The following is a 13,244-nucleotide window of genomic DNA, read 5'->3' on the forward strand; positions in this document are numbered from 1 at the left end:
TCACCCCTGAGCCTCGAAAATCCGGCGCAAGGGTTCGAGCAAGGGGGGTAAGTTTTGCGTCGCTGTATCCCAAATAATTCGAGAACTGATCCAAGGGTACTCGTGCACTAGGAAATTTCGCATCCCGTTCATCTTCTCCCAAGGGATTTCGGGGTGCTGGGCCTTGACTTCATCCGGGATATGCCGCTCGGCCTCGCCGATGACGATAAAGCAGTACACCACCGCCTGGAGGGTGCGCCGGTCTCGAGTAAAAGCCTCGAAATCCAGACCCTGGGTGTAACTGCACACGTCCTGAATAGCCTCCAATATGTCACCTAACCAGTGCACCCAGTCCCTAGGCGGCACGAATAGCCTCCCTCAGCACCTTTTCCCGCATCCAGGGCCGTAGCCCATCCGGTGTAACCACGTCCACAGCACACCCCAGCCCTGCTTCCAGCGCCTGCTTCAGCTCGAATAGCTCGAACAGCCCTACCCTGGCCTCCGGCTCGAACTCGACAATCACGTCCACGTCGCTATCGGCGCGTGCTTCCCCCCTCGCCGTCGAACCGAACAGGGCCAGGCTCGCCACCCCAAAGCGCCGGGATAGTTCGGGAAATTGAGCCCTCAGGATGGTCAGCGCCTCGTCCCGTAGCATCCCCTTCAGGGTAGCAGAAGGGCCGCTGAGGTTTGGCCTGCAGAAGCAGCCGCTCGGCCTCAACACGCACCGCAAGGCAATGGCCGGCTGCTGGCCCTTGGGGGGTTGCGGGAGTCGCCTAGAGGAGCCGGATCCCCTCCCGCAACGCCTCGCCCACGATGCCAATTTCGTTCTGGCGGGCTTCTAGTTCCTCTGGGGTGAGGGCCACGTACTCGGCCCGGCGTAGGGGAAGGCGGTAGAGCGTTTGGAGCCGCTTCAGATAAGGAACCCCCCGGAATGCGCCCGAGACCACCAGGAGGTCCCAGTCGCTATCCTCCAGAGCATCCCCCCGGGCCCTCGAGCCGAAGAGCCAAGCTTGCTCGATGGGTAAGGCTGCTCCGGCCAGCACCTCGACTAGTCTCTCTGTAGCTGGGACTCTACCCATTGCAAAATCTCCTTGGCGGCTTCAAGGCGATCCCTGGCTTCGTCTTGCCGGTAGAGACGAGCAGGAACCGTTCCTGCGGCATCCGGGTAGCGGGTGAGCAGGTAATCCGGAGTAAGTAACCGGGCTTGCTCGAGCAGGCCAGTTTCCGCACCCAAAGCCTCGGCTAGCTCGATAAGGTCATGCGTGCGAGGCAACTTCAGGAAGCGCTCAATATATAGGGCTTTCAGGGCTTTCTCTGCAGTCTGCTGCCCGAAAAAGGCTGCTGCATAGAACCTCGCTCCCTGAAAAAGCACCCTGGCTGAGGCTAGGTCCTCTTGGGCCTGCAGAAGCAGCCGCTCGGCCTCAACACGCACCCTCCCAGTATATGCCGAAGCCCCCGGAGTGTTGTAGGCACCGGCCTGGGCCTACGCGCGGGCTAGCTCGGCCTTACCCTCCTCGGCGGACTTCGCAGCAGCCGGCTTGCTGAGCATGGCCCAGGCCATGGCGACAAAGACCATGTGGATGGGCTCGACCTGTACCACCGGGAACCAAAACAGGTAGTAGCCCAAAAACCCAAGAGCGGCGGAGGCTAGCAGGACGGCTTCAGGGGTGCGCCTGCGAAATAGGGCCAGAGGAGCTAGATACAGCACCGCCCACAACAGTGCATCGAAGAGGCCGTAGCTCACTAGCCGATCGAGGAGCATATTGTGCGCCCGATCTACACCGAAAGGAACCAGAACACTGGCGTTTTTCTCCCCCTTGTACTCGGCAAAGTGAAAGAGAAGCCAGCGCGAGCGGATGGGGCGGCCTGGTTCCTGGTAGATTTCCACCCCCGTAGGGAGGTCGCGCCAACCCAACTCGATTTGGTAGATACGGACTAGATTAGGGTCGTTAAGAGGAGGGTTGCGCATCTGGGCTAAGCGCAAGGCATCCGGCCCGCCCCCAAGCCAAGGAGCTAAGGGGATTTCGCGCAGTTTTGCCATGGTGAGTTTCCAGATATATATTCGGCTTTGGCCGGTAGAAAAAGACCCAATATCGCGCCAGTCTTTCAGGGGCGCAGGCAGCTCCCGGGCAGCTAGAGAGCTGGTTGCGAGCAGGAGGCTCATCAAGAAGACCTGTTTCGAACGTAGGGCAATGTTAAGGGCGATCAGGACAAGCAGGATTCCCAGCAAGGTTGAACGATTGCTCCCGATGCCCAAGGCCATACCCAGCGGCACCAGCCCCAACAGTACCCAGCTACCCCGCTCCCAGCTTAACCACAACCCGGCTATTGTGGCGGCCAGTAAGAACCCTGCTAGCATCCCGTAGTTACCGATAGTCCCTTCAAAGGGATGGTTTTGGGGTGCCAAAAAGTAGATTAGGCGAGGAAGAGGATCTAGCTGATAGTAGGAGAGTATTACACTAATGGCTTCGATGATTCCGCTGATGAATACTCCCCAAAGGGCCAAAGAGATGGCCTCCGGGCGGCGTCGCAGGAGGCAGTAGACGAAGAGCAACCACGACGCCAGGGCTGCTTGGTAGATGAGTCCATCCAGGCGACGGGAGGGTCCCAGGAGTGTAAAGGCCCACTCATCTCGGGCGTTTAGGCTAGAGAGTCCCACCAACAGAAGGTGAATAAGCAGCAGTACCGGGAAGGCTTCTCGCCAGTACTGCCGCAACCAACTCTTGACGCTCAGGAGGCCGACAACCCCGGCTAGAACTAAAAGCATCAGCTTAGGTAGCAGGATAAACAGCTCTTTAGAAGCACTGATGGGGTCGTCAAAGGCCTTTACCGGCCAGAGCAGCGTGCCGGGGAGAAAGGCCAGAGGAAATAGTAGGGCAAAACCGCCTAGAAGCCAGGGGCCAAATCGCAGGGGATTAATCCTCAAGGGCATGCCCCCAGACTAAGCCCTGCTGCTTCCACTCGCAGGGTGATCTGACCCGCCTGGCCCCAGGCGCAGAAGTTATCCGCGTCCCCACCGGCGTAGACGAAGTGGTACTCTGGTCGGGGAGGGCGCAGGCCACCATCCGTGAGTTCGCCGAGGTCCCGCGGGTAGCGGGCGTGGTCGGTGTGAAACACCAAGGCTACTCCCCGTGTTTCGTATAGGTACTGGCGAAGCGCTGCTTCACGAGCGCGGCTCCAAGCTTGGAAGCTATAAGTTACGAGAGCCACTGCCAGGGTTAGCAAGATACTTAGCACCAAGAGGATTTCTATGAGGGTAAATCCGTGCTTGCGCATAGGCAAAAAGGCGGGGGAGCCCCCGCCCAAAAGATGGTTTGGATGCCTCGCTTAGTTAGAGAGGACCAGCTGACCGTTGGAGCTGTCGTAGAAAGCTTTGCTCTTGGAGCCGTTAGAGAAGGTGACGGTGACCTGGAAATCGGTGCTGTTGTTTAGCACTGCAACTGAGCAGCCCGTTACCACAGCGGGTTTGTTGATCGTCGAGGGGCAGCTGGTGGCGGTTACGGCTCCCGTGGTGGAGTCACGAGTGGCCTCAATTTCAGTGGCGACGTTCCTGGTGTAGGCAATGGCGGCGGTGTCGTTGGAACGTTTGCGGGCGTTGAGCAGGTTGGGGATCAGCACCGCGGCCAGGATGGCGATGATGGCGATGACGATCAGGAGCTCGATGAGGGTGAAGCCTTTGGTCTTGTTCTTGCGCATACTTTCCTTCCTTCTAGGGGCCGCGCCATGTATATGGATATGGGCGCGGTATGGGTACTGCTGGCGAGAGGGCCTATTGCCGGTGTGACGACGAAAAGACAACGGCCTACGTCTACCATCCTAGGGTTCACCCGCCGGGGGGCTTGTGACGAATGCACCTAGGAGGGAGGAGGCGCAGGGGGGCAAGAGAGCAAGGGATACCGGGGAATGAAGCACTGCGCCTCCTTAGGCAAGAGTGTGCCGCGAAGGTTTAAACAAACTGTAAAAACGCATAAGATGGGCCTATGGGCGAAGCAGCCAAGCTGCTGGCACGGCTCAGCTTCGAGGAGTACCTGGTCCTAGAGGAGCGCGCCCCCCGCAAGCACGAGCTGGTGGACGGGGTGATGTACGCCATGGCCGGGGCCAGCGACCGGCACAACCGCATCGTGGTCAACCTGGTGATGGCCCTGGGGCCCGCCGCCCGGCAGAGGGGCTGCGCCCTCTACGCCAGCGATATGAAGCTGCGGGTGGGCCGCGACACCAGCTACTACCCCGACCTCATGGTGCTCTGCCAGCCGGATGCCGGAGAGTACTACAAGGAGCGGCCTTGCCTGGTCGTCGAGGTGCTCTCGGCCAGCACCGAGGCCACCGACCGGCGGGAGAAGCTGGCCCATTACCGCCGCATCCCCAGCCTGGAGGCGTACTTGCTGGTGGACTCGAGGGTGCGCCGGGCGGAGGGGTACTACCGCCAGGGCGAGCAGTGGTTCTACACCGAGGCGGTGGGGGCGGGGGAGGTCCGCGTGCCCTGCTTGGAGGTGAAATTGGGCCTGGAGGAAATCTACCAGGGCTTGGATTTGCCGCAAGAGTGGCAGGAGGAGGGGTGAGCGTGGGCGAAGCGGCCAAGGTGCTGACCCGGCTCGGCTTCGAGGAGTACCTGGCGGCCGAGGAAAAAGCCAAGGTCAAGCACGAGCTGGTGGACGGGGTGATGTATGCGATGGCGGGGGCCAGCGACATTCATAACCGCATCTCGGGCAATATCTTTGCCCGGATTTGGGGAGGGACGCGGGGAAGCCCTTGTCGGGTCTACATGAGCGACATGAAGCTCAAGATCGACAACTGGCGCAGCTACTACCCGGACGTGATGGTGGTGTGCGCCGACGACCCCCACCCCTACTACAAGGAGTCTCCCTGCCTGATCGTGGAGGTGCTCTCGGAGACTACCGAGGTGGTGGACCGGCGGGAGAAGCTCGAGCACTACCGCCGCATCCCCAGCCTGGAGGCGTACTTGCTGGTGGACTCGAGGGTGCGCCGGGCAGAGGGGTACTACCGCCAGGGGGAGCAGTGGCTCTACACCGAGGTGGTGGGGGCGGGGGAGGTCCGCGTGCCCTGCCCTTCGCTACGCCTCTCGCTGGAGGAGATCTACGAAGGCATAGAGCTGCCCGACCGGCTTCCCGAGGATCCCGATGCTTGACAAGAGGGGCGCAGGCGGCTAGTATTCTCTTTGCTCTGGGGCTGTGGCGCAGCTGGGAGCGCGTCTGAATGGCATTCAGAAGGTCAGGGGTTCGAATCCCCTCAGCTCCACCAGAAAATCTTCCCCGGCAGGGTTGCCGGGGAGCTTCTTTTTACCGGAGCCCGGTGCACGGGTAACTTGATTCGTCAGACGTCAGACGTCCTACGTCATACGTCGTACGCAGGGGATCGGTCCCTCGGGTGTACGAGCTTTGCTCGTCCCGAAGGGGATCGTCCCCCGGGTGTACGGGCACCGCCCGTCCCGCTAGGGGATCGTCCCCTAGGTGTACAGCCATAGGCTGTCCCGAAGGGAATCTACCCCCGCGTTTAGCGTCTGGCGTTTTGCGTATTGCGTATGGCGTACGACGTACGACCCCCTAGATACATCTTTATAAGCCCTATTTACATCCCTCCGGCAAGATAGGAGGGAAGTGTTGATTGGTATGCCGCCAAGGTTATGGATAGAACCAAATACTCCACGCGCATTTCTCGGGGAGTTTGGCGCAACCTGAACCGCCCAGTGCACCTTCCCCGTCTGAATCTACCCCAGCGCTTCACCCTGCTGGGGCTCGCGGTGACGTTGTTGCTGGCGGGGGGGTTTGGTTATTGGCTCAGCCAGCGGATGGCCCAGGAGGCCCTACAGGATAGCGCCCGCGAGACCGCTGCGCTGGTGGCGGGTTGGGTGGGGGAGGTCTCGGCGCAGGATTTCCTGCCGGGTGAGCCGGCGTACCAAGCTTGGCGGAGGCGGCTGGAGGGGGTTGGCCGCTTGGGTGGGGTGGAGGTTCGGGTGTGGAGCCCCCAAGGGGCGCTGATCTACCCCGACGATCCCCATCCGATCCAGCAGGACGGGGTCAGGCGAGCCCTGGCGGAAGGGGCGGTTTCGGCCAGGGTTACGGAGGGGCGGCTCGAGGTGGTCGTCCCGGTTCGGGTGGCGGCTCGGGTGGTGGGGGCGTACCAGGTCTACCGGCCCGTGGCCCCCCTCGAGGAGCGCGTCTCGCGGCTGCAAGCCTGGGCCTGGGGGGGGTCGCTGGGGGTGTTCGCCCTGGTGTTCATGAGCCTTTTCCCGTTGCTGCGCGGGGCCAGCCGCGAGATCCAGCGCATGGCCTACCATGACCCCCTCACCGGCCTGCCAGGCCGCCACCTCCTGCGCGAGATCGCCGAGGCTACCCTGGCCCGCACCCACCGCACAGGGATGGGGGTGGCCTTGGTGATCCTCGATCTGGATCACTTCCAGGAGATCAACGACACGTGGGGGGCTCCTGCCGGAGACCTGTTGCTCAAGCGGGTAGGTGAACGCTTGCAAGCCGAGCTGCGGCCCGGGGATGTGCTCTGCCGCTGGGGCGGGGACGAGTTCGCCCTGCTGGTCAGCGACGTCAACCTGAGCGGGGTGGCCGAGGTCGCCAAGCGGATCCTGCTGAGCTTCGGGGAGCCGTTCGAGCTGCCCGGGCACCGGCAAAGGGTCTACGTGCAAGCCAGCTTGGGGGTGGCGCTGTACCCCGAGGACGGGGCCAGCCTCGAGGAGCTGCTACGGGCCGCCAACGCGGCGTTGCGCCGGGCCAAGGAGGACGATTTAGGCGTTGCGTTTTACCGTACCGATCACGATCGCCACACCCAAGACCGGCTGGCCCTCCAGGCGGCGCTGCACCAGGCTTTCCAGGAAGACGACCTGACGCTGCACTACCAATCCATCCTGGACCTGAAGACCGGCGCCTTGGACCGGGCTGAGGCGCTATTGCGCTGGTACCGGGTGGGCGAGCTGGTCCTGCCCGGCGCGTTCATCCCTGTAGCCGAGGAGAGCGGATTGATCCAGAGCCTCGACCGCTTTGTGCTGCGGCGGGCCACCTCGGAGGCAGCCCGGCTGGGATTACAGGTCTCGGTCAACCTCTCTCCCAAAAGCCTGCACGCGCCCGAGGTGGTGGAGTGGGTGCGGCAAGCCCTGGCAGAGAGCGGGCTCGAGCCCGCCCGGCTATGGCTGGAGATCACCGCGCTGGGCTTTGGAAGGAGCCTGACCCCCGAGGAGGAGCAGATCATCGTCCACCTCGAGGCCCTGCGCGCTATGGGGGTGCGGATCGCTCTGGACGACTTTGGCCTTGGCCCTGCTTCGTTGGCTCGCCTAAAACACTTTCCGGTCGATCTGTTCAAAATTGCCCCGGACTTTGTCGCCGGGATCGGCAAAGACCCCCACGATGAGGCGATCCTTCGCTCGCTGATCGCGCTGGGGCATGGCCTGGGCCTCAGGGTGTTGGCCGAGGGGGTAGAGACCACCGAGCAGATCGGCTGGCTGCGCGAGGCGGGCTGCGACCTGGCCCAGGGGTACGGGGTGGCGCGCCCGGTGCCGGTGGAGATCTTGCGGATGGCCCCGCTGTCGGGTTGGCTATGAGGGGTGCGTACAATACTTCCTATGAACGTGCTCGAGTACACCCAGGCCCACCTCCCCGAGTTTTTGGCCGACCTGGAGGCTGTTATCCGCCTCGAGGCTCCTTCCCTCGACCTTCCCAGGCTGCAAAACGTGGCCGCCTGGATCGCAGAACACTTCGCCCCTCTGGGCACCCTGAGCCGGGAAGAGACCCCAAATGGGCCGCTGCTTACCCTCCAGCGCCCAGGGCCAGGCTCTAAGGTGCTCCTGCTGTGCCATTTCGATACCGTGCACCCGGTGGGGGCCTTCGGCTGGAAGCTCGAGGGGGAGTGGGCTTTTGGCCCCGGGGTCTACGACATGAAAGGGGGCATCGTGCAGCTCTTGTGGACCTTGCGGGCGGCGGAAGCTCTGGGGCTCAGGCTGCCCGGCCTCGAGGTCTTGTTCACCCCCGACGAGGAGGTGGGTTCGCTGGCCTCCCGCGCGGCCATCGAGAGGGCGGCCCAGCGCAGTGACTGGGTGTTGGTGCTCGAGGCCCCTATGGGCAATGGCGACCTCAAGGTGGCCCGCAAGGGGGTGGGGCAGTATCGCCTCACCGCGCACGGCAAGGCCGCCCACCAGGGGGTCGAGCCGGAGAAGGGGGTCAACGCCATCGTGGAGCTGGCCCACCAGATCGCTCGGGTGGTGGCCTTGCAGGACTGGGAAAAAGGTACCACCCTGGGCCCCAACGTGGTGCAGGGGGGCACGGTGAGCAACGTGGTGCCCGACGAAGCCCAGGTGCTGATCGACCTGCGGGTCTGGCAGATGAGCGAGGCCGAACGCGTAGATAGCGCCCTTCGGGGGCTCGAGCCCCACCTGCCTGGGGCACGCCTGAGCCTCGAGGGGGGGATCAACCGCCCGCCGATGGAGCCCAGCGAGGCCTCCCTACAGCTGTTCGAGCGGGCTAGACGCATCGGTGCCCAGCTGGGGCTCCATCTGGGCGCGGGCCGGGTGGGGGGCGGGTCGGACGGGAACTTCACCGCCGCCCTGGGGGTTCCCACCCTGGACGGGCTGGGCCTCTTCGGGGCCGACGCCCACCAGAAGACCGAGCGGGTGATGGTTTCGCAGATTCCCCAGCGGGTGGCGCTGCTGGCGGGCTTGCTGGACGAGTTGGCCGTCGTGAAGAAACTGAGCCCATCGGCGCAAAAAGTCCAAGACCTTTTACGCCAGCGCGGCTTCGGCCACCTCGAGGTCCTCGAGCACGACCGCTCCACCCACACTGCCCAGGAGGCCGCCGAGGCGGTTGGGGCCGCGGTAGGCCAGATCGTCAAATCCCTGATCTTCAAGGGGGTACACTCCGGCAAACCCTATCTGCTGCTGGTGAGCGGGCCTAACCGGGTACACGAGGCCAAGGTAGCGGAGGCCGTCGGGGAGCCCCTCGAGCGGGCCGACCCCGACTTTGTGCGGGAGGTGACCGGCTTTGCCATCGGGGGGGTTCCCCCGCTGGGGCACGCCACGCGGCTCGAGGCCCTCATCGACCCCGACCTGCTACAGTACGAACAGCTATGGGCCGCCGCCGGGACGCCCAAGGCGGTGTTTTGCCTCACCCCGGACGAGCTGCTGCGGCTCACCGGAGGCCGCCCCGTGCCGATGAAGTGACCTCGCCTGCTTTTGAAGGTGGGGCATGGGGGGTTAAGCTATCCCCAAATGTTCAGCTTTTTTCGCCGCGCCGATGAGCACCTCAAACCCCAGGGGCCTGGCGCCTTCTTGGTGCGGGTGCGCACCCGCAAGAGCGGGGAAATTGTCGAGCTACGGCTGACCAAGGGCGGGGAGATCTCTCCCGATGAGAACGGGTACTATGTGCGCAAGACCGTCATCGGCCCCAAGACCCTAGATCGGGCGGTGCTCGAGGTCTGGTTTGACCGGGGTTACCGCCCAACCCGCAAAAATGTGGAGGGCGGGGAACTGGTGCCGATCCGGGAGTGGGTTTCGGTAGAGTAGAACAGCCTGGTAGGCTAGTGTATGGCAGCGCTATGACAGGAGGTGGCAATGAAACATGAATCCCCGGTATTCACCCTGGTGGGTGAGGCTACCCCTGGCCTTAGGGGCTTGATGCGGGAGCTCAGAGCGGTCTTGGAGGCCAAGGGGTACCGCTACGAGGAAAACCCCGAGACTCCCCGGCTGGTGCTCAACCAGATCACCGCCGAGAACCCCCGGCCCTACCGACGTAAAGCCCAGGGCACCTTGGTGATCTCCTTCCTCGAGACCCCCCAGATGCCTCCCGACCCCATCGCCTCGCTCTACCCCTACTTGGTCAGGGCGCTCTCCAACCAGATGGTGCTGTATGTACCGGGCGAGGGGGCGCACTTTTTGACCCTCGAGCTGGGCCACTACATGGAACCTGACGGTCCGGGCTTCGCCGAGCGGGTCTACGAGCGCATCCGGCCCATCGCCAGCTCGACCTTGGTGGTCAATAACCGTTTCGATCCCGACCTCGAGCCCGAACTGTGGCAGGGGGACGAGCTCACCCGCGCCCTCTCCCGCGCCGGGGCCAAACTGGCCGAGTGGGACCTGCTCCCAGCGCCCTTCCCCATCGAGGAGATCCTCTCCCCCGAGGACCTTCGCCACGTCAAAAGGCTCTACGGGATCGGCGGGCTCTCCTACGGCAACCTCTCGGTGCGCAAGGACGCCAAGCGCTTTTGGATGTCGGCCAGCGGGGTGGACAAGAGCAACATGCGCGAGGTGGGCCGCGACTTCCTGATGGTCAAGGACTATGACGCCCAGGAGAACCTGATGGTCCTGTCGGTGCCGCCTTCGATAGAACCTCGCCGGGTTAGCGTGGATGCCATCGAGCACTGGATGATCTACCGCGAGCACCCCGCGGTGGGGGCCATCATCCACGTCCATGCTTGGATGGAGGAGGCTCCCGCCACCCAGTTCAACTACCCCTGTGGCTCGTACCAGCTGGCCGAGGCCGTGGCCGAGAAGGTGCGCGAGGCCAAAGACCCCAGCCGGGCCATCGTGGGCCTCAAAAACCACGGCCTGACCATCACCGGGCGGAGCATTGACGATATCCTAAAGCGCATCGAGGGCCGCTTGCTCAAGACCGTCCCGATGACCTAGCCGCAACCGGGTGGGTCTGGAGCTATAGTAGGGGGTAGGTCTGCAGACCCCGCGTCGCGTTTGTATGGTGCAAGCTCCTGCCCTTCCCGCCAAGGCCACCCACCGCCTTTCTTCGAGCCGGGCGATGATGAAGGCTATCTTGTACCAAGCGTCCATTCCTCGCTTTGTGGCGGCGCGGCTGTTGGGCAAGCGCTTCCCGGTCCGGGCGCTCCCCCTCCGGTGCGTAAGCCTCCCCGAGCCCGAACCCCTGCACGGCTATGAGCGCCTCCGGGTGCGGATGAGCGGGATCTGCGGCTCGGACTTGGCGTTGCTCTACGGCAAGAACTCCCCCGCGCTCTCGCCTTTTTTCTCCTTCCCGGCGGTGCTGGGTCACGAGATCCTGGCCGAGCTGGGCGGGGTGCGGGTGGCGGTGAACCCGGTGCTCGGTTGCCTCGAGCGCGGCCTGCCGGAATGTCCGGCTTGTGCGCGCGGGGAAGACCACCTCTGCCAGAACATCGCCGAGGGCAATCTCTCCTCCAACCTGCTCGGCTTTTGCGCGGAGTTGCCGGGTGGCTGGAGCCAGCGCATCCTGGCCCACCGCGAGCGCATTCACCCCATCCCCGAAGGGGTCCCCGACGAGCGGGCGGTGCTCACCGAGCCCCTGGCGGTGGTGGTGCGCGGGGTCAAACAGGGGCTGGCCAAGGACTGGCCCAAGGACGTACTGGTGATCGGGGCAGGAACCATCGGGCTGCTCACGGTAAAGGCTTTGCGGGTGCTGGGTTTCGCGGGCCCGGTCCACGTGGTGGCCCGCCATAGCCGTCAGGTCGAACTGGCCAAGGCCCTGGGGGCCAGCGCCACCCACGCCTCCACCGCCGAGGCCCAACAGGCCTACGGGGCCAAGCGCTATCGGGGGACTTTGGGGGCCACCGCCTGGCGTGGCGGCTTCGACGCGGTAATCGAGGCTTCGGGCAGCCCTGGCGGGCTTCAGGAGGCCAGCTGGGCGGTGCGCGAGGGGGGGCGGGTGGTGCTGCTTGGCGCCCCCGGCCAGGCCTGGCACGACTTCTCGCCCTACTGGTTCCGCGAGGTGCGCCTCTTCGGCAGCTACTGCTATAGCTGGGACGACTTTGCCGAGGCGGTGAAGATGCTCCCTTACGCCGAGGGGATCGAGCAGTTGGTGGCGAAGAAATATCCGCTCGAGGCCTGGCCCGAGGCCATCAAGGCCGCAGTGACCCACAAGGGAGCGAAGATCGTGTTCGCGCCCTGAGGTGTGGGGTAACGCAAAACCCCAGGGCTCGAGCCGGGCTAGGCTCGAGGTATGCCCGAGACACCCGAGCAAAAAGACAGCCAGTTGGAAGGGCAGCGCACCGACCCCGACCGTTCCGTACAGCGCGCGAGCTTTACCGGTTACGTCATTCTGGGGCTGGCGGTGGTTGGGGTGTTTTTGCTCATCTACGTGCTGGCCCCTCGAGGTTAGGGGCGGCGCGGAGCCGCCGCGCTAGCCACTCCGTTACAATGCGGCCATGCTGAACTATATCCTCCTCGTCTTCGTACCGATCGCTTTGCTGCTCGAGCTAATGCACGCTCCGGGGGTATGGATCTTCGTCGCCTCGGCCCTGGCCCTCTTGCCGCTGGCGAGCCTGATGGGCCGGGCCACCGAGGAGCTCGCGGCCCGCACCGGGAGCACCGTGGGCGGGCTCTTAAATGCCACCTTTGGCAACGCCGCCGAGCTGATCATCGCCGGGGTGGCGTTGGCGGCGGGAAAGCTCGAGGTGGTGAAGGCCTCGATCACCGGTTCGATCCTCTCCAACTTGCTCCTGGTGTTGGGGCTTTCGATCCTCCTGGGGGGGTTGCGCTTCAACACCCAGCGCTTCAACGCCAACTCGGCCAACATCATGGCGACGCTCTTGGCGCTTTCGATGGTGGCCTTTCTGCTCCCGGCCTTCTTCGACCTGGCCGAGCGCACGTATTTTCGGGTAGACCCCACCCTGCCCGACCTCGATTTCAGCCATGCGGCGGCCATCGTGCTGGTTTTGGTGTACCTGGCCAACATCTGGTTCAGCCTGCGCACCCACCGCGACCTGGTGAGCGGGCGCGACGAAGCCCACCCCGAAGACCATCCGGCCACCTGGAGCGTTCCGGTCTCGATCGGAGTGCTGGCCTCGGCCACGGCAGGGGTGGCGGTGATGGCCGAGTTTTTGGTGGGCAGCCTCGAGGCCGCGACCTCGGTGCTGGGCCTGTCCGAGTTCTTCGTGGGGATCATCCTGATCCCCTTGGTCGGCAACGCCGCCGAGCACTTCGCGGCGATCGGCTTCGCCATCAAGAACAAGATGGACCTGGCGGTGCAGATCGCCATCGGCTCGGCCCTCCAGATCGCCCTGCTGGTCGCGCCGCTGCTCATCCTGTTGGGCTGGATCATCGGCCAGCCGATGAACCTGGTATTCCAAAATCCCCTCGAGCTGGCCGCCCTGGCCGCCAGCATCATCGCCACCAACGCGGTGGTACGCGACGGGGAGACCAACTGGCTGGAAGGCTTCTTGTTGCTGGGGGTTTACGTGCTGCTAGGCTTCGCGTTCTTCTTCACGCCGAGGTAGTCTCGTACTGTTCGGCGTTGTACGTCTTGACCCTCAAGCCCCAACTCTCGACCATA

At 64.0% G+C, this 13,244-nt stretch carries 16 protein-coding genes, 1 tRNA gene and 2 pseudogenes; 11 read left to right on the forward strand and 8 right to left on the reverse strand.

The features are described from left to right. The 8 genes and pseudogenes from DNA98_RS02460 to DNA98_RS02490 all read right to left on the reverse strand — a co-directional run bounded on the left by DNA98_RS02460 (position 1) and on the right by DNA98_RS02490 (position 3,675). Positions 1-345: a DUF86 domain-containing protein gene (locus DNA98_RS02460; RefSeq protein ID WP_110525229.1), complete on the reverse strand. Its 345-nt coding sequence runs from the start codon at positions 343-345 to the stop codon at positions 1-3. Next, a complete protein-coding gene (locus DNA98_RS02465) occupies positions 335-634 on the reverse strand; it encodes a nucleotidyltransferase family protein (protein ID WP_110525231.1) in 300 nt (99 codons plus the stop codon). The genes DNA98_RS02460 and DNA98_RS02465 overlap by 11 nt, the downstream gene beginning before the upstream one ends. Positions 635-752: 118 nt before the next feature. Continuing rightward, positions 753-1,022 carry a nucleotidyltransferase domain-containing protein gene (locus DNA98_RS02470; RefSeq protein ID WP_233493013.1) on the reverse strand — a complete coding sequence of 90 codons (270 nt, stop codon included), beginning with the start codon at positions 1,020-1,022 and terminating at the stop codon, positions 753-755. A gap of 5 nt (positions 1,023-1,027) precedes the next feature. After that, on the reverse strand, positions 1,028-1,411 hold the full coding sequence (locus tag DNA98_RS02475; RefSeq protein ID WP_110525235.1) for a HEPN domain-containing protein: 384 nt from the start codon (positions 1,409-1,411) through the stop codon (positions 1,028-1,030). 51 nt (positions 1,412-1,462) lie between these two features. Then, positions 1,463-2,911 carry a hypothetical protein gene (locus DNA98_RS02480; protein WP_110525237.1) on the reverse strand — a complete coding sequence of 483 codons (1,449 nt, stop codon included), beginning with the start codon at positions 2,909-2,911 and terminating at the stop codon, positions 1,463-1,465. After that, positions 2,902-3,096 carry a hypothetical protein gene (locus DNA98_RS18000; RefSeq protein WP_233493014.1) on the reverse strand — a complete coding sequence of 65 codons (195 nt, stop codon included), beginning with the start codon at positions 3,094-3,096 and terminating at the stop codon, positions 2,902-2,904. The genes DNA98_RS02480 and DNA98_RS18000 overlap by 10 nt, the downstream gene beginning before the upstream one ends. Positions 3,097-3,186: 90 nt before the next feature. Further along, a pseudogene (locus tag DNA98_RS18470) lies at positions 3,187-3,255 on the reverse strand (prepilin-type N-terminal cleavage/methylation domain-containing protein); the annotation flags it as partial. A gap of 51 nt (positions 3,256-3,306) precedes the next feature. Further along, complete coding sequence (locus tag DNA98_RS02490; RefSeq protein WP_110525241.1) at positions 3,307-3,675, reverse strand: prepilin-type N-terminal cleavage/methylation domain-containing protein; 369 nt, start codon at positions 3,673-3,675, stop codon at positions 3,307-3,309. A gap of 284 nt (positions 3,676-3,959) precedes the next feature. On the opposite strand from DNA98_RS02490, the gene DNA98_RS02495 reads away from it, so the two are divergent. From DNA98_RS02495 to cax, 11 genes and pseudogenes are all read left to right on the forward strand, one after another. Beyond that, positions 3,960-4,538 (forward strand): Uma2 family endonuclease, encoded by a 579-nt coding sequence (locus DNA98_RS02495; RefSeq protein WP_110525243.1) that lies wholly within the window; start codon positions 3,960-3,962, stop codon positions 4,536-4,538. Positions 4,539-4,540: 2 nt separating this feature from the next. Further along, positions 4,541-5,125 (forward strand): Uma2 family endonuclease, encoded by a 585-nt coding sequence (locus DNA98_RS02500; protein WP_110525418.1) that lies wholly within the window; start codon positions 4,541-4,543, stop codon positions 5,123-5,125. Positions 5,126-5,162: 37 nt separating this feature from the next. Continuing rightward, a tRNA-Ala gene (locus DNA98_RS02505) sits at positions 5,163-5,238 on the forward strand. Between the two features lie 382 nt (positions 5,239-5,620). Further along, positions 5,621-7,543, forward strand: a complete 1,923-nt coding sequence (locus DNA98_RS02510; protein ID WP_110525245.1) for a bifunctional diguanylate cyclase/phosphodiesterase — start codon at positions 5,621-5,623, stop codon at positions 7,541-7,543. A gap of 21 nt (positions 7,544-7,564) precedes the next feature. After that, a pseudogene (locus DNA98_RS02515) lies at positions 7,565-8,668 on the forward strand (M20 family metallopeptidase); the annotation flags it as partial. 6 nt (positions 8,669-8,674) lie between these two features. Beyond that, positions 8,675-9,154 (forward strand): YbaK/EbsC family protein, encoded by a 480-nt coding sequence (locus tag DNA98_RS02520; protein WP_110525426.1) that lies wholly within the window; start codon positions 8,675-8,677, stop codon positions 9,152-9,154. Positions 9,155-9,202: 48 nt separating this feature from the next. After that, positions 9,203-9,496 (forward strand): hypothetical protein, encoded by a 294-nt coding sequence (locus DNA98_RS02525; RefSeq protein WP_110525247.1) that lies wholly within the window; start codon positions 9,203-9,205, stop codon positions 9,494-9,496. 48 nt (positions 9,497-9,544) lie between these two features. Beyond that, complete coding sequence (locus DNA98_RS02530) at positions 9,545-10,618, forward strand: class II aldolase/adducin family protein (protein WP_110525249.1); 1,074 nt, start codon at positions 9,545-9,547, stop codon at positions 10,616-10,618. A gap of 127 nt (positions 10,619-10,745) precedes the next feature. Beyond that, positions 10,746-11,861, forward strand: a complete 1,116-nt coding sequence (locus DNA98_RS02535; protein ID WP_165364053.1) for a zinc-binding dehydrogenase — start codon at positions 10,746-10,748, stop codon at positions 11,859-11,861. Positions 11,862-11,912: 51 nt separating this feature from the next. Beyond that, entirely contained in the window at positions 11,913-12,071 is a 159-nt protein-coding gene (locus tag DNA98_RS17730; RefSeq protein WP_158531590.1) for a hypothetical protein, read from the forward strand. A 46-nt stretch (positions 12,072-12,117) separates the two neighbouring features. Then, positions 12,118-13,188, forward strand: a complete 1,071-nt coding sequence (cax, locus tag DNA98_RS02540; protein ID WP_110525253.1) for a calcium/proton exchanger — start codon at positions 12,118-12,120, stop codon at positions 13,186-13,188. Positions 13,189-13,244 lie beyond the last annotated feature (56 nt).

This window comes from Meiothermus sp. Pnk-1 (assembly GCF_003226535.1).
GTDB lineage: Bacteria > Deinococcota > Deinococci > Deinococcales > Thermaceae > Allomeiothermus.